We start from the raw sequence: 23,477 nt of genomic DNA, 5'->3' as shown, positions 1-23,477 counted from the left end.
AAAATCACAAAAAAATTTAAAGGAGCAAGCAAATGGAACTGACAGATATTCGTCGCGAATACGCTAAGGGTGGATTGAGACGTAAAGACTTGGCCTCAGACCCGATTGAGCAATTCAATTTATGGCTAGAGCAAGCCATTGAAGCGAAGTTGACGGACCCTACTGCCATGACAGTTGCTACGGTTGATGAAAATGGTCAGCCATTCCAACGCATTGTTCTGCTGAAGAATGTGGATAAAGACGGTTTCGTTTTTTACACCAACCTAGGTAGCCGTAAAGCGCACCAGCTTGAGCACAACAGCAAAATCAGTTTGCACTTTCCTTGGCATCCACTTGAGCGACAAGTTCATATTACGGGCACGGCTGAAAAGCTAACGGCTATGGAAAATATGAAGTACTTCTCGTCACGTCCAAAAGAGAGCCAATTAGCCGCGATTGCAAGTAAGCAGAGTAGCCGCATCTCAGCGCGTGGGATTTTAGAAGGTAAGTATCTAGAGCTTAAACAGAAGTTTGCCAAAGGCGAGATTCCCGTGCCTTCTTTCTGGGGTGGTTTCCGTGTACGTGTAGATAGCATTGAGTTTTGGCAGGGTGGTGAACACCGCTTGCACGACCGTTTCTTGTTCTCACGTCAAGACAACAGTTGGGATATTGATCGCCTAGCGCCTTAGGCTGCTTGATCGCTTAGCTGCTTAACAGATCCAAAAATGCCGTTGATTAGACTGATCAAATCAACGGCATTTTTTTGTCTGCATTTTCAGCTGAACAGTCAATCAGTCACTGTGAAGAACAACAGAGATCTGTTTTTTGAGCAGAGTTTCTGGGATCACTGAGCCCAATCCTGAATCCAACGCATACTCAATCAATTGGCTTTTACTGCGTGCATCAAACTTCTGTTTCAATCTAGCGACATGACCTTCGACCGTTTTGATTGAAATGTTTAACGTCGACGCGATGTACTGTGGTTTCTTGCCGAAAAGCAGTAAGAACAGCACCTCTGATTCTCTCGAAGTCAGCCGCTTTTGCAGCTTAGACACGCGCGGCTCTGACCCCGCAAGCGATGCCTGATCGCCTTTTGTTCCTGTGGCCTGACAAACCCAATGACCGACCTCTAAGATCGCGGTATCGGTAAGCTCTTGGCCATAGAAGATGGTGCCTTGGACGTTGTCGTCGTCATCAAGCCATGGTGTTTTAGTAAAGATATGGGCGTGCCAGCGTCCGTCTGGATAGGGGTGAATATCGAGAATCTTAAGGGTACTGCGTGTATCCATCACATGTTTGTCTTGAGCTCTGAAATCTTGTGCGCACTCGGTGGTTTGACTGGGCATGTCGAAGTCGGTCAAGCCAGTACAAGTCTCATTGGGTTTTAAGCCAATCAATTGGTTGTAAGCAAGGTTGGCGTACACGAAGACCGAGTCAGTATCTTTGCAGCCCCAGCAGCCTGGAAGTTGTTCGAATAAAGAACGATGTATGGAGTTGAGTGGATCTGGCAAGGTTTTATCTCGTGTGTTGCGATGTTGCAATAATATCAGTTTCTTATAGCGCTGCAATGGCAATTAGAGTACGAAAAATAAGGGGGACTGACAGTTAAACGGACTGTTGATTAACTGTGTCAATCACGGAGAATCGATGGGCATAAAGGGTGATAATCAGGCAAAAAAAAGCCAGCCTGAAGAGGGGCTGGCTAAAGACAAGATATGCCTTGTCGACATGTAGAAGATTTTCAGTCTAATTTACGAGGGTCAGGTAAATTAAACTGAGGCATCAATTTGATACCCAGAGTGACTTACTACTCTATCGACGAATCTACTCCTAGGAGTGCTTATGCATAAGGGGGGAATTCCCCTATAAATGTTGCTCAATGTGATAATTTAGAACCTAGAGTAAATATTTGGGGTTCTGAGCCTATGACTGGGAGCCTACAGCTCTCGTACTACTCGGAATCCTAGATAGTTCGCTGCCGTTGAAGGCGGTACGTACAGTTCGTTAAACACTTTTGCTTCTTCAGGAGAGAAGCTCCACGCGCCACCTTTCGCTAGGCCTTTCTGAACGGTTGTCCATTCCCATACATTACCCACCATGTCGTAGAAGCCTGTAAAATGTTTTTCGTGTTCGTGTTCGTGTTCGTGTGATTGCTTGTGAAGCCCCTAAATTCGCCGGAACGATTGGTTTTACAATGCCCGTAGTTTGTACACTCTTGATCATCCTTCCGGAGGCATGATCAAGATGATCGCGATAATGATCTTTTCATTCTCGCGAGCAAATAACTCTCATGAGCATTTACAAATTCATCTTATGCGCATTTAAGAGTATTATTCTTACTATGTTGACCCGAGTATTTTTCTGTCATGTCTAAACCTTTACCCTTTCCTAACCTAGACCTTTCTCCGCTAGGCCTTACTGGCCCTCGTCCTGCTGAGATCATCACTTTGCCATCGCATATGGATTGCCACGATCACCATTATTCTCAGGTGGTGATTGGTTTAAAAGGTCAGGCGGAATTTGAAGTGAGTGGTAAGGGGAATCTTGTTGGCCCAGGACAAGGTTGTGTGGTGACAGCGAGCTCTGATCATGCTTTCGGCGGAGTGGTTGGTCAGTCGGATATTCTCGTGCTCAACATGCCTATGCCAACCGATGACGACCCGCTGATGCTAGAGAAGATTAATCAGCTCGAGTCTTCGAACGTCTATTTCCAATTAGATGCGCAAATTCAAAAGCTTATTCATATGCTGGTACAAGAGATGCAGGCGAGCCCGGATGATCTGTTATTAAGCCGTGCGTGCAATGATACGGTGATTGCATTGATGCAAAGGCACATCTCGGCATTTGAAACCTCAATCAAAGATTCACGCTTTGATCTTGAAGCGTTGGATCGCTACATAGAACAGCATTTAGCAAACAAGATCTCCGTCGCGCAGCTTGCGGGTAGTGTGTTCTTGGGTGAAAGCCAGTTCCATATGTTATTCAAAGAGCAAATGGGCATTACCCCTCACCAGTACGTTCTTGGCAAGCGCATCGACCGTTCTCGTCGTTTAATTGAACAAGGTAATCTAAGCCTTGGTCAGGTCGCTGAACTGGCTGGTTTCTCCGGTCAATCTTCCTTTACTCACACCTTTTCACGCCTTCAAGGCATGTCACCATCCCAATACAAAAAGAAAATTTCTGTTAAATAGTGAAACAAAACGGCATATTATTTTAAAGTTTCATATGTGACCTTGTGTTTGTTTTGTTAATAAAGCGAGTTTTTAGCAAAAAACTCGGAGTTTTTGACAAGTAATCCTTATATACTCTAAATACACTGCAGCCATTGTAGAGATCCCGGGCTAATTCCGGGTGTGAGATTAAGGAAAACGCATGTTTACAGCTACTGATGTGTTAAAGCCAGAATTCAACGAGCAGTCGCTTGATGATCTATGGTCGCTTATCTCACCATTATATATGGTGGATGAAACCCAATGGCTAGAGCAACTTCTGCCACTAGCTACCCCTTCTGAGTCTGAAAAGCAGCAAATTACAGACAAAACGACGTCGTTGATTGAGTCTATCCGTGCGGATAAAACATCTATTCAGATGATCGACGCCTTGTTGCTTGAATACAGCTTAGATACTCAAGAGGGCATCTTGCTAATGTGTCTGGCGGAAGCCTTGATGCGTATTCCTGATTCGGCAACCGCTGATGCGTTGATTCGCGACAAACTTAGCGTTGCGGATTGGAAATCTCACCTGAAGAATTCTGACTCGGTTTTTGTTAACGCATCAACTTGGGGCCTAATGCTAACAGGCAAGGTGGTTGGACTTTCATCTAAAGAGCAGAGTGCAGGTCAAGCGGTTAACCGTTTAGTGAACAAGCTTTCTGAGCCGGTGATTCGTAAAGCGATGCACCAAGCGATGAAGGTGATGGGTCACCAATTCGTTCTTGGTCGCAGCATTGCTGAAGCGCAGAAGAACGGTAAGTCTATGCGTGACAAAGGTTTTACCTACTCATACGACATGCTAGGTGAAGCGGCACTGACCACTGCTGACGCAAACAAATACTTCAAAGATTACCTAATGGCGATTGAAGCCGTAGGTCGAGACACATACGTCTCTTCAAAATCTAGCCCAGCACCGTCTGTTTCTATCAAGCTTTCTGCGCTTCACCCACGTTATGAAGTGGCGAATGAAGACCGCGTACTGACTGAGCTATGCGACACGCTAGAGCAGTTACTGCGCCGTGCGATTGAGCTTGATGTTGCGATCACGATTGATGCAGAAGAAGCGGATCGCCTAGAGCTTTCGCTTAAGTTATTCGAAAAACTGTATCGCAGCGAGCTAGTGAAAGGCTGGGGCAAGTTTGGTCTGGTTATTCAAGCGTATTCAAAGCGTGCGTTACCGGTTCTAGTTTGGCTAAACCGCCTAGCAAAAGAGCAGGGTGACTTAATCCCACTTCGCCTAGTTAAAGGTGCTTACTGGGATAGTGAGATCAAATGGTCACAACAAGCTGGTTTCGATAACTACCCTGTTTACACTCGCAAAGAAGCGACTGATGTAGCCTACCTAGCGTGTGCGCGTTATCTATTGAGCCCAAGTGTTCGTGGCAATATCTTCCCGCAGTTTGCTAGCCACAATGCTCATACGGTTTCCGCTATTGCAGTGATGACAGACCATAAAGACTTTGAATTCCAACGCTTACACGGCATGGGTGACTCGCTTTACAACCATGCGATGGAAGCTTACCAACAGTCGGTACGTATCTACGCACCGGTTGGCAGCCACAAAGATCTACTGCCATACCTAGTACGTCGCTTGCTAGAAAACGGCGCAAACAGCTCGTTTGTACACCGTTTGGTTGATGCTCGTTGCCCTGTAGCAGAGCTAACACAGCATCCAGTCGACATGCTTTTGGCATTCGATACGTTGAACAACACTAAGATTCCTCTGCCGCCAGCGGTATTCCCTGAGCGTAAGAACTCATACGGTGTGAACATTGATATCGAGAGCGAAGCGCATCAGTTTGAAGAGCAAGTAAAAGGCTTTTTGAACAATCAATGGACTGCTGGACCTGTGATCAACGGCGAATCTCTTGCCGAAAGCATGATCAAGGCTGATCAGAATGTTGAACAAGTAACAGCACCTTACGATCGTCGTATTAGCGTGGGTCAGGTGGCTTTTGCAAACCTTGATCATGTTTCCGCAGCGATCACTGGTGCAGACGCCGCATTTGCTGATTGGAATGCGACATCGGTTGAAACCAAAGCCGCTGCGCTTGAGAAGTTGGCGGATCTGATGGAAGAAAACCTGGCTGAGCTGGTGGCAATTTGTCATCAAGAAGCGGGTAAGACAATTCACGACAGCATTGATGAAGTGCGTGAAGCGGTCGACTTCTGTCGTTACTACGCAAAACAAGCGAACAACCTACAAGGTTTTGAGCTAAAAGGCTTTGATGGTCTAACTCGAATCGCTTCGCGACAAGGTCGTGGTGTATTCGTTTGTATCAGCCCTTGGAACTTCCCATTGGCGATCTTCCTTGGCCAAATTACAGCTGCACTAGTGGCGGGTAACACGGTTGTGGCGAAACCTGCAGAGCAAACAAGCTTAATTGCAGCTCGCGCAGTGGAATTGATGAATGAAGCGGGTTTCCCTGCTGGCACGATTCAGTTACTACCGGGTCGTGGCGCTGAGATCGGCAGTGCGCTAACCAGTCATGATGCGATTGCGGGCGTTGCCTTTACGGGGTCAACACCGACTGCACAACGCATTAACGTGTCACTAGCAAGCCGCAACGCTAAACCAGTACCGTTTATCGCGGAAACCGGTGGTCAGAACGCGATGATCGTCGACAGTACTGCACTGCCTGAACAAGTGGTTCGTGATGTGATTCGTTCTGCCTTTGCTTCAGCAGGTCAACGTTGTTCTGCGCTACGTGTGCTTTACATTCAAGAAGACATTGCAGATCGCGTGATTGGACTAATTCACGGTGCGATGGATGAGCTAAGCGTTGGTATTCCACATCTTCATAAAACGGATGTGGGCCCAGTTATCGACCAAAACGCGAAGCAGAAGTTGATGACGCACCTAGAAAATATGACTAAGACCCAGAAGAAAGTGGCTCAACTTTCTCTAGGAGCGGATTGTGAACATGGTGACTTTGTTCCACCAAGTGCATTTGAAATCGATGACATCAGCTGTTTGAAAGAAGAGCAGTTTGGTCCTGTACTGCATATCGTTCGCTTCAAAGCGAGTGAGTTGACACAAGTAGTAGACCAAATTAACCAAACCGGTTTTGGTCTAACTATGGGTATCCACAGCCGTAACGAAACAACTTACCGTTGGATCGAGAAACACATTCGTGTGGGTAACTGCTACATCAACCGTGACCAAGTGGGCGCTGTTGTTGGTGTTCAACCATTCGGCGGTCAAGGTTTGTCGGGTACTGGCCCTAAAGCGGGTGGTCCTCACTACCTATACCGCTTTACTGATGTTCATTTTTCTCAATCACAAGACAAGGCATAAGGAGCAGTATCATGGTTCATCAAGTGACAGGTTTTTCTGATGCTTTGTTAGCGTGGGAACAATGGAATCTTACCGACTTTGATCATAAGAGTGCTCAGGTACTTGCATTCAAATCAGAGATCGAAAGCCAATCTACGTCTTTGGCGGCAGTGGCAACTTATCACCTAGAGCAAGCGTCTGCGCTGCTTTCTGAGCATCACCTAATGGCGGGTCCAACGGGCGAAACCAATGAGCTGTATGCCGCAGGCCGCGGTGTGGCTTTGGTGATTGTTGATGATTGCGAAGAGAAGCTGCCGGCACTGCAAACTGCAACAGCGATGATTACTGCAGCACTATTGGCAGGTAACAGCGTTCAATTGTGCAGTGATGACGTGCAGTTCAACACCTTGATCGCTGATGCAGCGAAACAAGCGAATTTACCGACGAACTTGGTGCAGGTTGCTTCGTACGACGCGGCTCAACAGCTGCTGTCTTGCGATGTACGTAGCGCAGGTTACGTAGGTAACTCACAAACGGCTCAAGCTATCAATTTACAACTTGCTAAGCGTGACGGTGCCATCGTCAGTTTAGTAGCTGAAACGGATCTGACAGCAATGCATGTTGCTCACGATCCACACTTATCGCTGCGTTTCATTACCGAGCGTACGCGAACTATAAATATAACAGCCGTGGGCGGTAACGCGACCTTGCTCGAACTTGGAAGCGAAGCTCACTAACCTTCAGTAACATTGGCTCTAAGCACTTTTGTTTTCTCCATTGTTGGTTTCACCATCTTTGGATTTAACTCATAGTGCCTTGGAGCCTCAATACCTAACTCAATGCACTCGCTTGCCTTTACGGTGAGTGTCTTGCATTGAATTAGGTATGGAAGGCTTTTTACAAATGAGGACTATCAAATGATAGAAAACAGTTTTGCAATAACGACGACGTTCATTGCGTATCTAATTATGATGCTGGCAATCGGTGTTATTGCTTACAAACGTACTTCTAGCTCGACAGACTACTTCCTAGGTGGTCGTTCGCTAGGCCCATGGCCTGCTGCACTTTCTGCTGGTGCATCAGACATGAGTGGTTGGCTACTACTTGGTCTACCGGGTTACGCTTATGCTGCTGGTTTTGAAGCATTCTGGCTTGCTGGTGGCCTGCTAGTTGGTACTTGGGCGAACTGGTTAATCAGTGCTAAGCGTCTGCGTACTTACAGCATTACAACAGAGTCACTGACGCTACCTGAGTTCCTATCTCGTCGTTTCAATGATAATTCTAAGCTGATCCAAACAATTTCTGCTTTCTTTATCCTTTTATTCTTCCTTTTCTACACAAGTTCTGGCTTGGTAGCAGGTGGTAAATTGTTTGAAACAGTATTCGGCCTAGATTACACAACAGCGGTAATCATCGGTACAGTATGTGTGGTTTCTTACACGCTATTTGGTGGTTTCCTTGCGGTATCTTGGACGGATTTGGTTCAAGGTCTGCTGATGTCTGCTGCGCTATTGATTGTACCAATCGCAGCGATGAACGGTGGTCTTGGTCAGCTATCGACTGATCTTCACAACATCAACCCAGAGCTTCTCACGCTATGGAATGATGTGAAAGGTGAGCCACTTTCTGCTATCGCGATCATCTCGCTAGCGGCATGGGGTCTAGGTTACTTCGGTCAGCCACACATCCTTGCTCGTTTCAAAGCAACACGTAGCAACAAAGACCTAACAACAGCGCGTCGTATCGCGGTGGTATGGTCTGCTCTGTCTATGGTTGGTGCAATGCTAGTAGGTCTTGTTGGTCTAATCTACGTGACTAACTCTGGCGCGCCTAAGCTAGACGATGGCGAGAAGATCTTCATGCTTCTTGTGAACGCGATGTTCCACCCAGTAATCGCAGGTATCTTACTTGCTGCAATCCTAGCGGCAATCATGAGTACTGCGGATTCACAACTTCTTGTTTCTTCATCTGCAATGGCAGAAGATTTGTATAAGCAAGTTCTGAAGAAAGACGCTACGTCAGAAGAGATTGTTCGTGTAGGCCGTTTCGCGGTTATCCTAATCTCTCTTATTGCACTTGTACTAGCGATGACGCCAGACAGTTCAGTACTTGGCCTTGTGTCTTACGCATGGGCTGGTTTTGGTGCTGCATTCGGCCCAGCTATCGTATTGAGCCTATACTGGTCTCGTATGAACCGTAACGGCGCTCTAGCGGGTATCGTTGTTGGTGGTGTTACGATTGTACTTTGGAAACAGTTCACGGGCGGTTGGTTCGATGTTTACGAAATCGTACCGGGAATCATCCTATCAACTATCTCTATCGTTATCGTGAGCCTAATCACTGGCGAGCCAGAAGACGAAGTTAAGAAGCAACACGCTGAGTTCGAGAAGAACCTTGTTGAGCTAGACTAATTTACATTGTAAAAATACCAATGAATTAGCAAAAGACATGAACAATAGAGTCACTTCGGTGACTCTATTTTTTTATGTGAGTACGACCTTTGTCTTATTTCAAATTAAGTTTATTCGAGGTTTTCTGATATTGAAATGGGGGTTTACAATGTAAATCGAAAGCGAAGGATCTTGAGCGAGAAATGAAAGGTCTGTCTTGTTGGTGGCGTGTGATGTCAAAAAATAAAACAGAAAAATGGCTATTTTTTGAACTTGGCGCTCACTTTTGTCATTAGCTCGGTGAATTGTGGAACCGAATTGGACATGATGTGTCAATTGTCAGTAACCACTAAAGACCTATAGGACAAAGGTATGCCTGATCTCTATTGCAAAGGATGTAAAAAAACAACACTACATAAGTCTATAATGAAACGTTGTGAATCAGAGCCCGAGACAGCTTCTGGCCGTATGATGCAATGGACGTCAAAACTATTTAGTGGAAACCTGTACTACGATATGGAAACTCAGCACTTCTGCCGCACGTGCAATTGTCGTTGCGAAACAGGAAGTACTGTACCCCAAATTGGTTTAGCTTAACTTACAGTAAGCGCTCACTAACTTAGATCAAAAAACCTCCGTTTTAGGAGGTTTTTGCGTTTCTATGCGGCTTTGAGTGCTAGCTCGGCAACAATGGCGTCGCCATCAATCTTCACATCCCAACCATAGTTTGAGTATTCATTTGCTAGTGCCTGAGCAACATCTTTTGATACCGTTACGTGTGTCCATGAACCAATACCGTAAGGTTTATATGCGAGTTCTTGCGTTTTCATAATAGAGTCATCCTTTCTCTTTGATAATTATATTATTCACTTTGGCCTATATCCTTTCTTTCGTTTCCGGCTCAACTTATTTGTTAATCGGGTCATTTCTATAATAATTTGTTAATAACCAGAGTTTGATTTATAAGGGTTCTTATCTATTTGTATGTGTTTATATCTGGCGTGAATATCATCCGTGCATTTAGTTTTTAAATGTGTGAGCGAGGTTTTCTTCGATTGCACTTGGTATGGAATATACTGAGCGGAATTTAGAATGTTTAAGGAATGTTATGTCTCAGCATCAGCTCGATCGTATCGATAAAGAGATACTAAGAATTCTGCATATGAAAGGGCGTTTACCTGTTGTTGAACTGGCAAAACAGGTCAACCTTACGACGTCACCTTGCTCTGATAGACTCAAGCGATTGGAGAAAGAGGGCTACATCACGGGCTATCATGCTGAGCTTTGTTCAGAAAAGCTGGGACTCGATGTTCAAGTCTTTATCCATATCCGTCTCGATCAGACTAGCTTTTCGATCTTCGACAAATTTGCCCAAGCCGTGGAAATGATGCCTGAGGTGGAAGAGTGCTACTCACTGTCGGGTGACTTTGACACCATGATCAAGGTTCGAGTGAAAGACATGAAGGCGTACCAAGCGTTTATGGCCACCAAGCTGGGCACCTTGCCTGGTGTGATTCAGACACGTAGTGAAGTGGTGATTGAAGAGCATAAAAAGGGCTTCGGCGTGAACCCTGAGTTGTTGGCAACTCTAAAATAGTGGCCTAATTTCGCTTACCAACGTGATTTAGATATAAAAAATGGAAGCAATAAGCTTCCATTTTTTGTTGAGCGTCAGATAAAGAGCAATCCGATAAACTTGTTCGCCTTAAAGCGTAATGGCCGCAGAGATTAAGCCAATCACACCACCGAATACACCGCCCCAAACCACAAGCCAGCCAAGGTGTTTCTTGATCATGGTCTGAACCATCTCTTTAACCAGCTTAGGTGTTAGTTCATTCAAGCGCTGATCGATGATCGCCTCAATGTTTTCTTTGATTTCATCCATCATCGCAGGCGATTCTAGCTCGTCTTTGATGGCATTTTTTACAGAATCACTCTTGCTGATTTCAATCACAGATTCTTGCATCTTCTCAACAAACGGCGCTTTCATTGGCTCTAGTGCTTCTGTGCCACCAAACATTGCCAACATACCGCCAAACTGAGAGTTCTCGATAACATGCACCAGTGAGTCGAATGCAGGGTTAAAGTCGATCTTCTGAATCACAGGCTCTAGATTGAGCGACTTTCCTGTCATCTCGCTGCTTAGGAAGCGGTCGATGTTACTTTCTGTAAAGAATTGCTCCATCATCAGTTGCTTGATGGCTGCCTTGAACTCTTCAAAGCGCGCTGGAATCACTCCAGAACCGTATAGGCCGGGTACTTTCTCGAACAACATGTGAATCGCAAGCCAGTTGGTGATGGCACCAGAAAAGGCGAATAGGCCTGCATAAAGCAAGTATTGGTTTGCTGTCGCATAGCCGCCAGCAAGCAGCGCTAACGCGATAACGTTAGTTAAGACACTTTTGTTCATGGTTGATCTCTAGAAAGAATATTGCGCGCATTTTAAGAAAAAAACGCCAAGAAAAAAACAAAAGGATCGATGAAGTTTATCGGACAGCTAGCAAAGAGCACCAAATAGCAGGCATAAAAAAGGCTAGCCTCCCCCCGAAGTCTAGCCTTATTCCAGAACGCGCAAGCGAGGCGTCTTTGGTGTTAATGTCATTATATAATTACGACATAACATTCTGCCACGTGTAATTTACCGCTAATAAACAAATTGATGTGAATCACGCCGCACTTTTAAAATAGCACAAAAATTAAGCGCTCGTGGCTTGCTCAAGGTCATCGGCAATGAAGCCACCGGTTTGGTGATTCCATAGCTGCGCATAAATACCATTCTGGTTAATCAGCTCTTGGTGCGTGCCTTCTTCTACGATATTGCCGGCATCAAGCACGATCAGGCGATCCATCGCTGCGATGGTCGACAGGCGGTGTGCAATCGCAATAACCGTTTTGCCTTCCATTAGCTCAATCAAGCTCTCTTGAATCGCTGCCTCTACCTCAGAATCGAGTGCAGAAGTTGCTTCATCGAGAACAAGTAATGGAGCATTCTTTAGAAGAACACGTGAGATAGCCACACGTTGACGCTGACCACCAGAAAGCTTTACGCCACGTTCACCCACTTGAGCATCGTAACCAACGTTGCCAAACGGGTCGGTTAGCGTTTCGATAAACTCATGCGCGTGTGCCTGTTTAGTCGCCGCGTATACTTCTTCGTCTGATGCCTCTGGTCGACCGTAAAGAATGTTGTCTTTGATCGAACGGTGCAGCAGTGAAGTATCTTGGGTCACCATACCAATGTTGCTACGCAGAGAATCTTGAGTAACGCTCGAGATCTCTTGGTCATCAATCAGGATGCGGCCACTTTCTACATCGTGGAAACGCAAAAGTAAGTTAACTAGGGTCGATTTACCTGCACCTGAACGGCCAACCAAGCCCACTTTTTCACCCGGTTTGATGTTGAGGTTTAGGTTGTTGATCACCCCCTTATTCTCACCGTAGTTAAAGCTTACATTGTCGAAGTTGATACCGCCTTGTGGAACCTCCAGAGGCTTCGCGTCTTTCTTGTCTTCAATAGCAATAGGCTTAGACAGAGTTTTAATGCCGTCAATCACGGTACCAAGGTTCTCAAACAGACCACCAATTTCCCACATGATCCATTTCGACATGCCGTTAATACGCAGAGCCAAGCTGACCGCAATCGCGATTGCACCCACGGTGATTGCGCTATCTAGCCATAGGTAGATAGAGATACCCGCAATGCTGAACACCAATAGATAGTTAGCGAATTCCACGCAGATGTTGAAGCCGGTTACCAAGCGCATTTGGCGGTGCACAGTATCTAGGAAGCCTTCCATGCCTTCTTCGGCGTATTCGGTTTCTCTTTTACTGTGTGAGAACAATTTCACCGTCGCGATGTTGGTGTAGCTATCAACAATACGACCTGTCATCAGTGAACGAGCATCCGCTTGCTCTGAAGACACGTCTTTTAGCTTTGGCACGAAGTGCAGTTGAATACCGATGTAAACGAATAGCCAAATCAGCATCGGAGCCATCAAGCGCCAATCTGATTCAGCAAGCATGAACAGCATCGCCGTGAAGTAAACCGTCACGTAGACAAACACATCGACCATCTTGGTCACAGTTTCGCGCACTGCAAGCGAGGTTTGCATCACTTTGGTCGCGACACGTCCGGCGAAGTCATCTTGATAGAAGGACAGGCTTTGCTTCAAAAGGTAGCGGTGTGCTAACCAACGAATCGACATTGGGTAGTTGCCCAGCAAAGTTTGGTGAAGCAATAGCGAGTAAACACTGATCAAGATTGGCATCACAACCAACAGCAGAATACCGAGCCCCATCAATGTCGATTCGTTGTCTGCTAAGAAAGTGTCTGGGTTGCTTGTTGATAGCCAGTCGACCAATTGCCCCATGTAACCGAACAGCGCGACTTCGATGATCGCGATGGTCATGCTCATCAACCCGAGCAAAATCAATGGTTTTTCGAAACCTCGAGTGTAATGGCGGCAGAATGCCAGTATGCCAGTAGGAGGTTGTATCGGCTCTCCCTTTGGAAAGGCTTCAGTAAAGCCTTCAAATTTCTTGTACATAGATTTCCCTTTATAAACTAGTGCATCTATAAGCGACTGCATCGTTGGTGCAGCTTTGTTTTTATAGTCTTGATTTGAAATTTAACTGTCTTAGTTTGAAATTATATAAGCGCCCATGGGTTCTTATCAGTATTAAATCATTCGATGGATTTTGTTCTAGCGCCTATTTAGGCACTTGGCTTTAAAACACTAAAACTTTGTCTAAGCGATGCAGGAAAGGTCCAAAGAGTGTCTTTCATGACGCTTATTTTAGATTGAATTAGACAGGAAAAGTTAAGCTGATTTCAAACGTAATTGATTGTTATGCAACGGTGATAATCCTAACGTTAAATGGATTGAATTGTAATCAAAACTCGTGATGGGCGAGAAAATGGAATCAGAATATTTATCCATAAAGTGACTTAACGAATATGCATACAGTTGGTTCTTTCTGATGTGCTGTTATCTTGCAGTAAAAATTACCGATTATTCTAAGATCTGCAGTAATTGTTTGGGATAAATATTCAAATCAATATTCTTTTCAGTGAATCTTGTCGTAACAAGTTGTTTACAATTCTGAAGTAAATAAAAGATAGGGACGGTTGAAATGTTAAACCTACACAAAAAATCACTTCATATCACTAATGTTCAAAACGCCAATTGCGTTGTTATGGTGCCACCAAAAGAGTTTAAATTTAACGAAGAAACAGCACGTGATAACGAATTTCAGCACAGAGTTAATCTGACCGAAGCTGAGGTGAAAGTAGAAACGATGGCCGAATTTAAAGCTATGGTCGCTTCGTTGCGTAAAGAAGGTGTGCAAGTTGTAGAGTTTGATTACCCAGAATTGGGCGTTGAAACTCCGGATGCTGTTTTCCCAAACAACTGGTTCAGTACCTGTAGTGATGGAAGCTTATTCACGTTCCCTATGGCGTGTGAAAACCGTCAGAATGAAGTTAAGCCAAATGCTCTTATTGAAGCGTTAGAAGCGTCGGGTCGTATTGTTAACCACAGCGAGTCTCTAGAGTCTTACATCGCGCAGGGTTCTTATCTAGAGAGCACGGGCGTGATGGTTATCGACCATATCAACAAGACCATCTATGCTGCGCTTTCTCAGCGTTGTGACCGTGAAGTGTTAGAAGACTATGCGAAGCGCATTGGCTATTCTCGCGTGGTTTCATTCCAAACTGCATTACCGTCTGGTCAGCCGATTTACCACACCAATGTGATGATGGCGATTGGTGATAATTTCTGCGTGATCTGTGATGAAGTGATCCCAGAGTTTGAGCGCCGTTTTGTGGTGAAATCTCTTGCTAAAGACAAGCAGGTTATCTCTATCTCAATTGATCAGATGAACCGATTCTGCGGTAATATTCTGCAACTGGAGACAGTGAATGGCGACAAGGTGATCGCGATGTCTCAATCGGCTTACGATGCGTTTTCTCCAGCTCAGTTAGCTCAGTTATCGACACATGGCAAGCTGCTACCATTTAACGTGAAAACGATTGAAGACATTGGTGGTGGTTCGGTGCGATGCATGTTGGGTGAGGTGTTCTTACCAACGCGAGTGAATCGCTTGTAACAAGTATAGAAAGTATAACAAGCACTCACTTCAGTAATGAATATTTGAATACCACTCTTATCGCAGAGTGGTATTTTTGTTTTTATCCATCACAAATAAGACAACAAGAGCTCGATACAGGAGTAAACGCGTAAAAGCTAACGGAAATAAGCTATGAAGCGTTCTTAAAAGCTCTGTGTTCAATGAACTGAGCCGACAGTGTTACGACCTCCTTGGAATAGACAAGCGCCGTGTGGTTGAGTTTGAGGGCGTAAGTATCCGTTGCCCCTCTCAGGTTGGCGTCTTCGAGTGTGACTGTGCCATCGCCCGGATTTCTTCCCAGAACAATACGTCCGACTCCGGCGTCGTAGGTACCTGTAATCACGCCAATCGGCACATCAATATCATAATCACCCAAGCCATCACTTAAGATCATCTTGCTCGAGCCAAAGATAAAGCCAAGACCATGATTCGACAACGTTTTGGCTATGGTTGCCCCATTGTGCGGCGTCCCTGCGGTAATAATGCAGGTGTCGGCAAAATTGGGCTGATAAAACTTAAAGTAGTGACGAATGAGTAAGCCACCGAGTGAGTGACCAAAGAAATAGACCTCATCGTATTCATTAAAGCGAGCATTCACGAAGCGATTGAGGCGTTTGGCTGCAGAAGGGAAACGCAGCGAGTTGTAGGCAAACTTGTGCGTTGTAAAGCCGCGTTTTTTGAAGTTTCTATCCAGATACTGCATGATCAACGCAGGCATATATAGACCATGAATTAAAATTATATGTTTGTTTTTATTATTCATTTTTGTCCTCCGTCTGATGATGTCCCCAGTATATTTAGTCGCAAATCTAAACTCAATAAAACTTGCTACGAATGGGGCACAAAAGACAGAGGTGTACGTTATAAACAGTGCGTTCGTCATAGAGAAAAGGTGGGTTAGTCAGATCTCACTCCACCATACACATCTATGGTTAATCCACCTTGTTTGGCGTAAGTATTGGGTGTTAGACTTTTTACCTTATTGAAGCTTCTCTCTAATGTCCTTTATCGCCAAGTTTTGCAATCCATGTCGAACTAAGCTCTTTTAATATCTTACGAATCAGTTCGCTGTGTCTATCTGTTTGACTTGCCGATATCTAAGGCACCAGTAGATCTTATGATTCTGAATTTTCAGTTTTGGTTAGCTCAGTATCACCTGCTTCACTTTTTGCTTCCGGTTCAACCAAAACTTTGATTACGCCTTTTTGTAGGATCAGGTTATTAGGGTAGGTGATAATGTTGCCCGAACTGTGTCGAAGAATAACATGGAACATGGTGATATCGATGATCACACCGCTGATGTCTTCGTCTTTCTCCGCGACTCTTACTCTGTCGCCAATGCGATAAGGGAAGACGAAAAATATTAGTACGCTGGCTGTGAGGTTACTTAGAATCGACCATTGCGCGAATAAAGCGACACCCAGCACCGCAAATATCGAAGACAAGAACAGAGAAATATCACCAAAACCCAAGTTAAGAACAATCGTAAACACAGCGATGAAGAGTAGAAACAGAACAATATTGAAACACTTAATCACGAACTGCTTTCGCTTCAATTCGACACGTTTATTTTCCGCTAATGTTTCTATCCAGTTCTTACCTAAGCGTTTGATCACCCAATACACAGTGATAAGAAGTAAACCTAAAACTACTTGTCTAAGCCACATATTGGATTGCAAAAACTCAACCATTAAATAAACCTCAATTTTTTCAAAATAACGACCTCTGCCGCTATGACCACGAGCAGCCCAACGCAAAATAGTGGAAATGCTATCGGGTTATCTGTTCCGGGTATCCCAGCGATATTGACACCCAGTAAACCGGTGAAAAACCCAGCAGGGAGGAAAATACCTGCAATGATAGAAAATAGGTACGTATTTCTATTCATTTTTTCAGCTTGTTGCTGACTTAGGCTCGCTAAAAATACATTAATTTGTTCGATGTAAAACTCAACAGACTCGTTAATTCTCAGGATGGTATCAAGGCTGTTCTTTATATGACTGTTGTGCTTACTCAATGGCGCAGGTAGGTCACTCATTAAATCTTCAAAAACGTATTTCTGTGGCTTCAAATAACGCCTTAGTCTGAGTAGCCTTGAATGTAGAGCGTTAATGGATCTTATGTCGATATTGGATGTAGATTCTAACTCGTCAATTAATAGTTCGACGGGTGCTAGGAAGGTTGAAATGCTGTGGTTGATTCCACGGATCATGCCCAACAACACATCAGGTAATGATGTAGGGCCTTGGTTTTGTTTGAGATCAGATATCAGATTACTGACCGCTTTTGAAGGAACTTTACGTGTCGATATTAAAGTGCCTTTGTACCATAAGATGCGTAGGCTAAGCATGTCGTCAGGGTTAGCACCTTCGTTTAGATTAATGCCTCGCAGAATCATCAAAAAACAGTCGTGGCCAAATTGTTCGAACCGAGGGCGGGTGTCATCGGTGAGTAATGAATCGATGATGGCATTTGGAACCGTATTACTGTGGAGCCATTCTCTCAAACCGTCAGCATCTCTTTGGCAGTGATACCAAGTTGATTGCTCGAATGAGGCTGGGCTGGTGGTGTGTTCATGTGCCACCCCCTCAGAAAATTGCCAGCTTGAAATTATGAAAGCGTCCATTCATTTGTCCTTAATGATATGACGTAAACATTGATATTATGCGCCATTCAGGCGCGGTATTGAACTGAGCTTAATCGTGGTAAGTTCAATGAGCGATGTGAGTGAGATGAAGTCTAATAAGACATGTTGGTCTTTGGAGTACGACGGACTCTTCCATTATTGTCTCTATTAAATGTAGCTCATTGTTTCGTCGTTATAAATTAGCACTCTGGCTCCATGTTAGCGACGAAAAAAAGAAAAGACCGAGGTCTTTTCTTTTTAGGGGAGGTTGCGGAGAGCTTGCTCAGGCAACTCGAGTTTTCCGATGGTTTACATAAGCAAAAGCACTAGCGACAAGAAGCAAAAATGTCTTGGTTCTCTCGGTATTCTTTGGTTTGCACGTCCATTAGGCCAAGCAAGGAGTCGAACAGGTTATCGTGAGAAAAGCTCTGCTCTTTCCCCGCCTTTCTTAAGCAGGTTTGGTTTATCCCTTTCTGCTCGGCGAAGCCATCAGACATCCACATGATCATAGGCACATGGGTTTGCTCTTTCGGTGCCAATGAATAAGGCATACCGTGCAAGTAGACGCCGTTTTCCCCTAAAGATTCACCATGATCGGAAATGTACATCAGCGCCACGTTGTACTTATCGGTGAGCTTCTCTAGCTTTTGAATAGCCTGTGAGAGAAAGAAATCCGTGTACAAGATGGTGTTGTCGTAGGTGTTGACTACTTGCTCTTTGGTGCAGTTTTCGATATCTGCACGAGCGCAGTCAGGCGTAAATTTCTTATGTTCTTCTGGATAACGCTCAAAGTACGTTGGGCCGTGAGATCCGGCAATGTGATAGAAAATGATGCTATCTTGCTTGAGATCTTGCGTATCTTGTTCGAAGTTCTCTAGCATCGCTGTGTCGTAGCATACGTCGTTATTACACAATGGGTCGCTGTCTTTGGCGATGAGCGTCATCTCTTTGATTCGATGTGCGACCGCCTTATCCCCACCATCATGTTCTCTCCAAATAGAGTGAATGCCCGCGCGGTTCATAATGTCAACCACGTTATCTTGGTTGTAGGCTTTGTCGCGATCATAGTTGCTGCGATTCATGTTCGAGAACATGCAGGGTACTGAAACTGCGGTGGCTGTACCGCACGACTGAACATCAGAGAAAAATATCGGGTTATAAGGCTTGGTATGAGCGTTGGTTTCTCTCTCATAGCCATAATATTGGTAGTTATACACGCGAGCGGTTTCGCCAAGCACAAACACCAATAAGGTCGGTTTGGTTGCCGCTTTTGCTTGTGGCTTGAGTTGAGCATCTAATCCCAATTCTTGATAGGGGATGGGCTGTTTGATGTAGGTGTTATTGATGTATTTGACTGTTGATGCTACATACTCGGTCGGAATGATCATCTTTTTGATGTGCGAGTTATTGCGACCAATCGATACGTAATCTTTGTAGAAAAGCCCGGCAATAATCGCAATGACGATCAAGGAAGAGAGCAAGCCAATCGATTTCCAGACAAAGAAATCCTTCCAAGACTCTTTTTCAAGTTTGGTAAACAACAGGATGAGAGATGGAATACCACCCATAGCCAGTAGCCATAAGATCGAGTGACCACTGATATAGCTGGCTGCTTCACCGCTATTGGTCTCAAACACATTCTCTATCATGCCGTAGTCGACGAATATGCCGTAATTGAACATGCTGTAGCTGACTAAGGTTGAGGTGATCAGCAATAAGATGAAAAACGGCTTAGAGAAAATAGGCCAGTTGAAGACTTGGAAGATGAAATTAAAGGCAGCAAGGAAGAAGATAGGAATGGAGATAAGAAACGCAACGCTTTCAGACTTCGATGCCTGAACAATACTAAACAGTTCTTGGGAGAGAGGTAGATTGACGACAAGCAGATAATACACGGCCAACACAAAAGGCAGTTTGTTTATCGACATGTTAAAGCTTGGTAGATTCATAGGTCTTGTTTTCCTGCGTCTCTTATCCCTTTATTTTAGTCTCGCTACCAAGAAAGCTCTAATATCAACGCATAAAGCTCAGTAAGTAATGGTGAGCGATAAACCGGCTAAAGTGAAATGACGCGATAGTGCGTGTAGAAACAAAAAATTCACTTTACTGAGTGACCTTCATGACAAGGTGGAACAGCAAAGTGAATTAGTATGTTCAGCTTATTCTATGTGGTTCAATCACATTAGAAGTTGTAAGAACCACCGAAGCTAATGCTGTTGAAGGCAAGTGTTTTGTCTTCTTTCTTAAAGCCGTAGTCGTTCTCAACACTCACTGCGTCTGCTTGTGAGATTAGGCGTAGTGTTAGATGTTCGATTGGCGTGTATTCAACACCAACACCAAAGTGGAAACCGGTACCGCTGTCATCATCGTAACCAGCGCTCTTATTTGCGTGTAGGTCAACAGAGCTTAAACCAGCCAATACGAACGGACGAATCGTGTTGTCGAACGTGTAACCTAGGTTTGCTGATACAGAAACAGACGTTGGAGACATTTTTTCTGTACCTTTTTTGTAGTCTGCGTAGTCGTTGTAGCCAAGCTCAACACCAACGATACGGTTGAACTGGTAGCCACCATATAGGTTGTAACCCATGCCGTCTGAGTCTAGGTTGCCTTGACCGTCTGTGTCAGAATCTTGGTACACACCAAGGCCGCCACCGATGTACGCACCGCCGTCAGTACCTGCAGCTAAAGCTGGAAGAGAAACTGCGCTGATTAAACCCAGTGCTAATGCTGATTTTGTTATCTTGTTCATTTTTGTTACTCACTCTTAAATGTCATGCCAGTATCAATTATTTTTGTTTTGCGACCTTTCGACCGTTGGTGAGTATTATTCCGTAGTCTTGTACCTATTACTGTATGGCTTTGTAAGTTGAATCGTTACATAGTAGAAAAAATGCTCGTCAGGTTGCGTAGTGAGTTAGGCTGCCAAAAACAAGGAATACACATGCTAATGAAACAAAATACATGTTTGGTGGTTGTGGACGTGCAAGGTAAGCTTGCACGCCTTGTTGATGAGAGTGAGACACTTATTTTTAACTGTGGAAAGTTGATTAAGGGCGCACAGGTTTTGGGTCTGCCAATTATTCGTTTGGAGCAGAATCCAGAGAAGCTAAGTGCGACGGTTGATGAACTCAATGACCTTTTGAGTGATGCTAAACCAATACCTAAATTCACGTTCAACGCGTGTGATGATCCCAAGTTTGTTGAGGCGGTTCAAGCCAAGGATGTAGAGACTTGGTTAGTGTGTGGTATTGAGGCTCATATTTGTGTTTATCAAACCGCAATGGGGTTGTTAGATCTTGGGTACAAGGTTCAGGTAGTTGGTGACTGTGTTAGCTCACGAACAGCACTTAACAAGGATCTGGCAATCCGTCGACTAACAGATGCTGGTGTCCAAATTACGGGATTAGAAATGATCTTATACGAATTGGTGAAAGATTGCCGCGCACCAGAATTTAAGCTCATTCTATCCTTGATTCGTTAATCACCGAGAGGCTGTCTATCGCCGCCGCCTCGGTAGGAATCGAGTGCAACCTTCAAACGACGCAGTTTGTCACGCGAGCGATTCTTATGATTGACCGCTATCCCCATAGAAAGCACATCCACTAAGGCTAACATTGCGTAGCGAGATGCCGATGGTTTGTAGATGAAGTCGGTTTCCATGTGTTTGATAGGTAGCAAGATATCTGCAATCTTTGCCAGTGGTGTGTCTTGTGGGGTAATCGCGATGATCTTAAGCCCATACTGCTTAGCCAGCTCTGCGGTTTCAGTAATCACAGGCGTGAAACCGGTCGCGGAGATCATCACCATGACATCATTGACATCTGCTGTCGCAGCAACCATGCGTGACATTAAGCCATCATTGTACGACACCACGGGATAGCCCAATCGGAACAGTCGGTGTTGCAGTTCTTGAGAGGCGATAGTCGAACCACCACCCATGCCGATAGCAATGATTTGTCTGGCGTTATGCAGCCAGCTGACTGCGGTTTCAACGTCTTGCTCTTTGAACAAGGTGCGGTTGATGTCTAGGCTTTGCTTGATCGATTCGTAGATACCTTGATAACCCGTTTGGTCAACCGGTTCGAGGATAAAGCGCTGGCCAACGGTTAGCGTCTGAGCCAACTTAATCTTCATATCACGTACGTTGCTGCAACCGATCGCTTTAGCAAAACGTGTAATGGTGGCTTCACTCACTTGAGCGCTTTCAGCAAGCTCTGTGATGCTGGCATTGGCAGCAAAATCAATGTCGTCCATGATCAGCTTAGCGACTTTTTTCTCTGCATCACGAAGAGCGGGAAAACGCTCCGTTATCTGTGAAATGATATCTACTTCTAAACTCAAGAATCCTGATCCTTTGTTGATGGGGCTAATCGTTATCACCTAGTTATTAAGAACCTAGCTCGTAAGAAGTAAGCTCTTTAGCTTTTTAGCCATTTAGCCATTTGGCCATTTAGCCGTTTAAAACTAAGCGTTAGCCCCGTTAGTATATCTTATTGTTTCGCTGATTCTAGCTTATTGAAAAATCGAACTAGAAGCAGGTTTCCACCCAGTTTGTTACCTGATGGTCGTCATCGCTGATGGCAATGTAGCGCCACTTATCGAAGGTTAAACACGGGTGTGAGGTTGAGAATGCAATCATGTCGCCCACTTCAATTTCAGAAGAGCCGTCCGTTTCAACAAAGGTATGCTGATCCATCACGGCGGTCGCAGTCAGCCCTTTCACAGAGATAGCTTCGCCATTGCGATAGCCGCGTTCGGCAATAGGTAACCCCGCATCAAAGGCCACATCACGCTTGCCTAGCCCAACCACTAGTTTAGTCGGTTCTGGGCGAGAGATTACATACGCCCATACCTCAAGTGCCGATTCCAGATCTCCACCCAATTCACACGCGTAACCTTGGTTTACTTGGGCACGCTGCAACACTTTGCTTTGAGCGTCTAGGTAGATGCCTGTGTCGTGAATCGCGTAACAGCCCGGGCGGATGATCGCCAAGTAATCGGTTAGGTTCGCTAAACATTCTGCAACCACGTCATACCAAGCCGAGCCGGCACCAGTGATGATAGGTTGACCGGTAATTAAACCGTCTGATGCGAGGCTTTCGACCGAGGTCAGCGCTTGGTTTAAGAAGGTACGAATGTCTTGCTCGGCATTGTCGCCATGAATCACGCCCTCATACACCTCAATACCCGCGAGCGAAAGGGCAGGTGTGTCTTGGATGGTTTGAGCCAGTTCTAGAACTTCTTGTGGTGAACGACAACCACAACGACCGCCCGGCACACCAAATTCGATCAGTACTTTTAGCGTCTGCTTTGTATTAGCGAAATATTGGCTAAGTTGCTGCACGTTGACCGATGAATCCACACAACAGTAAAAGTCGACATCAAATTCACTGATCAGCTGTTCAACGATCGCCATGTTGGTTTTACCCACCAATTGGTTGGCCATGATGATTCGTTTTGCACCCGCCATAGCGGCAACTTCTGCCTGTGCAGGCGTTGCTACTGTAATACCCCAAGCGCCATTTTCTAGCTGCTGGCGGAAAAAAGCAGGGGTCATTGAGGTTTTGCCATGTGGCGACAATTTAACCTGATGATGATCGGCGAATGATTGCATCCAATTCAGATTATTGGTCAACGCTGATTGCTTGATAATTGCTACCGGAAGCGAAATGTCTTCATCGACCAGTCGATAAACGCCGTTCTCAGTTTGTGATACTGCTCTCCCTTTTTGGCCTCTTTCAGTCAAGACGAAACAATCTTTTTGATACTTTATAACATCTTTTTGTGCAGGGTTATGTTTCATTGCTGATTCCTAACATGATTTAAGTGTTTGTTATTTAATGTTTAATTCTATCTCATGT

At 44.9% G+C, this 23,477-nt stretch carries 19 protein-coding genes and 2 pseudogenes; 8 read left to right on the top strand and 13 right to left on the bottom strand.

Annotated features, from left to right (window positions below; genetic code table 11):
- The first annotated feature begins 32 nt into the window (after positions 1-32).
- The gene (pdxH, locus tag AB4507_RS01380) at positions 33-668 is read left to right on the top strand and encodes a pyridoxamine 5'-phosphate oxidase (protein WP_372182096.1); all 636 of its coding nucleotides are present in this window, start codon (positions 33-35) and stop codon (positions 666-668) included.
- A gap of 102 nt (positions 669-770) precedes the next feature.
- Here the strand turns inward: pdxH and AB4507_RS01375 are convergent, their stop codons facing one another.
- Positions 771-1,553: a helix-turn-helix transcriptional regulator gene (locus AB4507_RS01375; protein WP_032546410.1), complete on the bottom strand. Its 783-nt coding sequence runs from the start codon at positions 1,551-1,553 to the stop codon at positions 771-773.
- A 363-nt stretch (positions 1,554-1,916) separates the two neighbouring features.
- Positions 1,917-2,093, bottom strand: a pseudogene (locus tag AB4507_RS01370) (SUMF1/EgtB/PvdO family nonheme iron enzyme); the annotation flags it as partial.
- Between the two features lie 252 nt (positions 2,094-2,345).
- On the opposite strand from AB4507_RS01370, the gene AB4507_RS01365 reads away from it, so the two are divergent.
- From AB4507_RS01365 to putP, 4 genes are all read left to right on the top strand, one after another.
- On the top strand, positions 2,346-3,170 hold the full coding sequence (locus AB4507_RS01365) for an AraC family transcriptional regulator (protein ID WP_017065150.1): 825 nt from the start codon (positions 2,346-2,348) through the stop codon (positions 3,168-3,170).
- Between the two features lie 181 nt (positions 3,171-3,351).
- The gene (putA, locus tag AB4507_RS01360; RefSeq protein ID WP_372182095.1) at positions 3,352-6,489 is read left to right on the top strand and encodes a bifunctional proline dehydrogenase/L-glutamate gamma-semialdehyde dehydrogenase PutA; all 3,138 of its coding nucleotides are present in this window, start codon (positions 3,352-3,354) and stop codon (positions 6,487-6,489) included.
- Between the two features lie 11 nt (positions 6,490-6,500).
- Positions 6,501-7,205, top strand: a complete 705-nt coding sequence (locus AB4507_RS01355; protein ID WP_102320926.1) for a 1-pyrroline-5-carboxylate dehydrogenase — start codon at positions 6,501-6,503, stop codon at positions 7,203-7,205.
- A 183-nt stretch (positions 7,206-7,388) separates the two neighbouring features.
- A complete protein-coding gene (putP, locus tag AB4507_RS01350) occupies positions 7,389-8,879 on the top strand; it encodes a sodium/proline symporter PutP (RefSeq protein ID WP_102320958.1) in 1,491 nt (496 codons plus the stop codon).
- 638 nt (positions 8,880-9,517) lie between these two features.
- Here putP and AB4507_RS01345 read toward each other — a convergent pair.
- Positions 9,518-9,688: a hypothetical protein gene (locus AB4507_RS01345; RefSeq protein ID WP_017061196.1), complete on the bottom strand. Its 171-nt coding sequence runs from the start codon at positions 9,686-9,688 to the stop codon at positions 9,518-9,520.
- A 278-nt stretch (positions 9,689-9,966) separates the two neighbouring features.
- Between AB4507_RS01345 and AB4507_RS01340 the strand changes: the two genes are divergently transcribed.
- A complete protein-coding gene (locus AB4507_RS01340; RefSeq protein ID WP_004732526.1) occupies positions 9,967-10,455 on the top strand; it encodes an Lrp/AsnC family transcriptional regulator in 489 nt (162 codons plus the stop codon).
- A gap of 108 nt (positions 10,456-10,563) precedes the next feature.
- On the opposite strand, the gene AB4507_RS01335 is transcribed toward AB4507_RS01340, so the two are convergent.
- Both AB4507_RS01335 and AB4507_RS01330 read right to left on the bottom strand, forming a co-directional pair.
- The gene (locus AB4507_RS01335; protein WP_017065155.1) at positions 10,564-11,268 is read right to left on the bottom strand and encodes a hypothetical protein; all 705 of its coding nucleotides are present in this window, start codon (positions 11,266-11,268) and stop codon (positions 10,564-10,566) included.
- Positions 11,269-11,554: 286 nt separating this feature from the next.
- Positions 11,555-13,405 (bottom strand): ABC transporter ATP-binding protein, encoded by a 1,851-nt coding sequence (locus AB4507_RS01330; RefSeq protein WP_102320925.1) that lies wholly within the window; start codon positions 13,403-13,405, stop codon positions 11,555-11,557.
- A gap of 586 nt (positions 13,406-13,991) precedes the next feature.
- On the opposite strand from AB4507_RS01330, the gene AB4507_RS01325 reads away from it, so the two are divergent.
- The gene (locus AB4507_RS01325; RefSeq protein ID WP_017061193.1) at positions 13,992-14,966 is read left to right on the top strand and encodes an arginine deiminase-related protein; all 975 of its coding nucleotides are present in this window, start codon (positions 13,992-13,994) and stop codon (positions 14,964-14,966) included.
- A 151-nt stretch (positions 14,967-15,117) separates the two neighbouring features.
- On the opposite strand, the gene AB4507_RS01320 is transcribed toward AB4507_RS01325, so the two are convergent.
- The 6 genes and pseudogenes from AB4507_RS01320 to AB4507_RS01295 all read right to left on the bottom strand — a co-directional run bounded on the left by AB4507_RS01320 (position 15,118) and on the right by AB4507_RS01295 (position 20,365).
- Entirely contained in the window at positions 15,118-15,750 is a 633-nt protein-coding gene (locus tag AB4507_RS01320; RefSeq protein ID WP_372182093.1) for an esterase/lipase family protein, read from the bottom strand.
- Positions 15,751-15,884: 134 nt separating this feature from the next.
- Positions 15,885-16,084, bottom strand: a pseudogene (locus tag AB4507_RS01315) (AraC family transcriptional regulator); the annotation flags it as partial.
- Positions 16,085-16,102: 18 nt separating this feature from the next.
- Complete coding sequence (locus AB4507_RS01310) at positions 16,103-16,678, bottom strand: mechanosensitive ion channel family protein (RefSeq protein WP_017070158.1); 576 nt, start codon at positions 16,676-16,678, stop codon at positions 16,103-16,105.
- Positions 16,678-17,613 (bottom strand): CorA family divalent cation transporter, encoded by a 936-nt coding sequence (locus AB4507_RS01305; protein ID WP_017062015.1) that lies wholly within the window; start codon positions 17,611-17,613, stop codon positions 16,678-16,680. Before AB4507_RS01305 ends, AB4507_RS01310 begins: the two co-directional genes overlap by 1 nt.
- Before the next feature lie 326 nt (positions 17,614-17,939).
- Positions 17,940-19,562 carry a phosphoethanolamine transferase gene (locus AB4507_RS01300; protein WP_372182092.1) on the bottom strand — a complete coding sequence of 541 codons (1,623 nt, stop codon included), beginning with the start codon at positions 19,560-19,562 and terminating at the stop codon, positions 17,940-17,942.
- Positions 19,563-19,795: 233 nt separating this feature from the next.
- Positions 19,796-20,365, bottom strand: a complete 570-nt coding sequence (locus tag AB4507_RS01295; RefSeq protein ID WP_136974546.1) for a porin family protein — start codon at positions 20,363-20,365, stop codon at positions 19,796-19,798.
- A gap of 192 nt (positions 20,366-20,557) precedes the next feature.
- Between AB4507_RS01295 and AB4507_RS01290 the strand changes: the two genes are divergently transcribed.
- Positions 20,558-21,097 carry a hydrolase gene (locus AB4507_RS01290; protein ID WP_372182091.1) on the top strand — a complete coding sequence of 180 codons (540 nt, stop codon included), beginning with the start codon at positions 20,558-20,560 and terminating at the stop codon, positions 21,095-21,097.
- Here AB4507_RS01290 and AB4507_RS01285 read toward each other — a convergent pair.
- Entirely contained in the window at positions 21,094-21,957 is an 864-nt protein-coding gene (locus tag AB4507_RS01285; RefSeq protein WP_017070153.1) for a MurR/RpiR family transcriptional regulator, read from the bottom strand. The genes AB4507_RS01290 and AB4507_RS01285 overlap by 4 nt on opposite strands.
- A gap of 187 nt (positions 21,958-22,144) precedes the next feature.
- Positions 22,145-23,419, bottom strand: coding sequence for an amino acid deaminase (locus AB4507_RS01280; RefSeq protein WP_372182090.1), 1,275 nt, complete (start codon positions 23,417-23,419; stop codon positions 22,145-22,147).
- Positions 23,420-23,477: the final 58 nt, after the last annotated feature.

Origin of the sequence: Vibrio sp. 10N.222.54.A3, from assembly GCF_041474095.1 — a bacterium.
Lineage (GTDB): Bacteria > Pseudomonadota > Gammaproteobacteria > Enterobacterales > Vibrionaceae > Vibrio > Vibrio crassostreae_C.
Note: the sequence above shows the minus strand (reverse complement) of the source record. Positions and strands in the feature narration are given on the sequence as shown.

What these genes read in the sequence shown, in the direction of transcription:
- AB4507_RS01355 (WP_102320926.1), top strand. Translation starts at nt 6,501, where the DNA reads ATGGTTCATCAAGTGACAGGTTTTTCTGATGCTTTGTTAGCGTGGGAA.
- AB4507_RS01365 (WP_017065150.1), top strand. Translation starts at nt 2,346, where the DNA reads ATGTCTAAACCTTTACCCTTTCCTAACCTAGACCTTTCTCCGCTAGGC.
- AB4507_RS01335 (WP_017065155.1), bottom strand. Translation starts at nt 11,268, where the DNA reads ATGAACAAAAGTGTCTTAACTAACGTTATCGCGTTAGCGCTGCTTGCT.
- AB4507_RS01295 (WP_136974546.1), bottom strand. Translation starts at nt 20,365, where the DNA reads ATGAACAAGATAACAAAATCAGCATTAGCACTGGGTTTAATCAGCGCA.
- AB4507_RS01290 (WP_372182091.1), top strand. Translation starts at nt 20,558, where the DNA reads ATGCTAATGAAACAAAATACATGTTTGGTGGTTGTGGACGTGCAAGGT.
- putA (WP_372182095.1), top strand. Translation starts at nt 3,352, where the DNA reads ATGTTTACAGCTACTGATGTGTTAAAGCCAGAATTCAACGAGCAGTCG.
- pdxH (WP_372182096.1), top strand. Translation starts at nt 33, where the DNA reads ATGGAACTGACAGATATTCGTCGCGAATACGCTAAGGGTGGATTGAGA.
- AB4507_RS01305 (WP_017062015.1), bottom strand. Translation starts at nt 17,613, where the DNA reads ATGGACGCTTTCATAATTTCAAGCTGGCAATTTTCTGAGGGGGTGGCA.
- AB4507_RS01325 (WP_017061193.1), top strand. Translation starts at nt 13,992, where the DNA reads ATGTTAAACCTACACAAAAAATCACTTCATATCACTAATGTTCAAAAC.
- AB4507_RS01310 (WP_017070158.1), bottom strand. Translation starts at nt 16,678, where the DNA reads ATGGTTGAGTTTTTGCAATCCAATATGTGGCTTAGACAAGTAGTTTTA.
- AB4507_RS01330 (WP_102320925.1), bottom strand. Translation starts at nt 13,405, where the DNA reads ATGTACAAGAAATTTGAAGGCTTTACTGAAGCCTTTCCAAAGGGAGAG.
- AB4507_RS01320 (WP_372182093.1), bottom strand. Translation starts at nt 15,750, where the DNA reads ATGAATAATAAAAACAAACATATAATTTTAATTCATGGTCTATATATG.
- AB4507_RS01340 (WP_004732526.1), top strand. Translation starts at nt 9,967, where the DNA reads ATGTCTCAGCATCAGCTCGATCGTATCGATAAAGAGATACTAAGAATT.
- AB4507_RS01345 (WP_017061196.1), bottom strand. Translation starts at nt 9,688, where the DNA reads ATGAAAACGCAAGAACTCGCATATAAACCTTACGGTATTGGTTCATGG.
- AB4507_RS01280 (WP_372182090.1), bottom strand. Translation starts at nt 23,419, where the DNA reads ATGAAACATAACCCTGCACAAAAAGATGTTATAAAGTATCAAAAAGAT.
- AB4507_RS01300 (WP_372182092.1), bottom strand. Translation starts at nt 19,562, where the DNA reads ATGAATCTACCAAGCTTTAACATGTCGATAAACAAACTGCCTTTTGTG.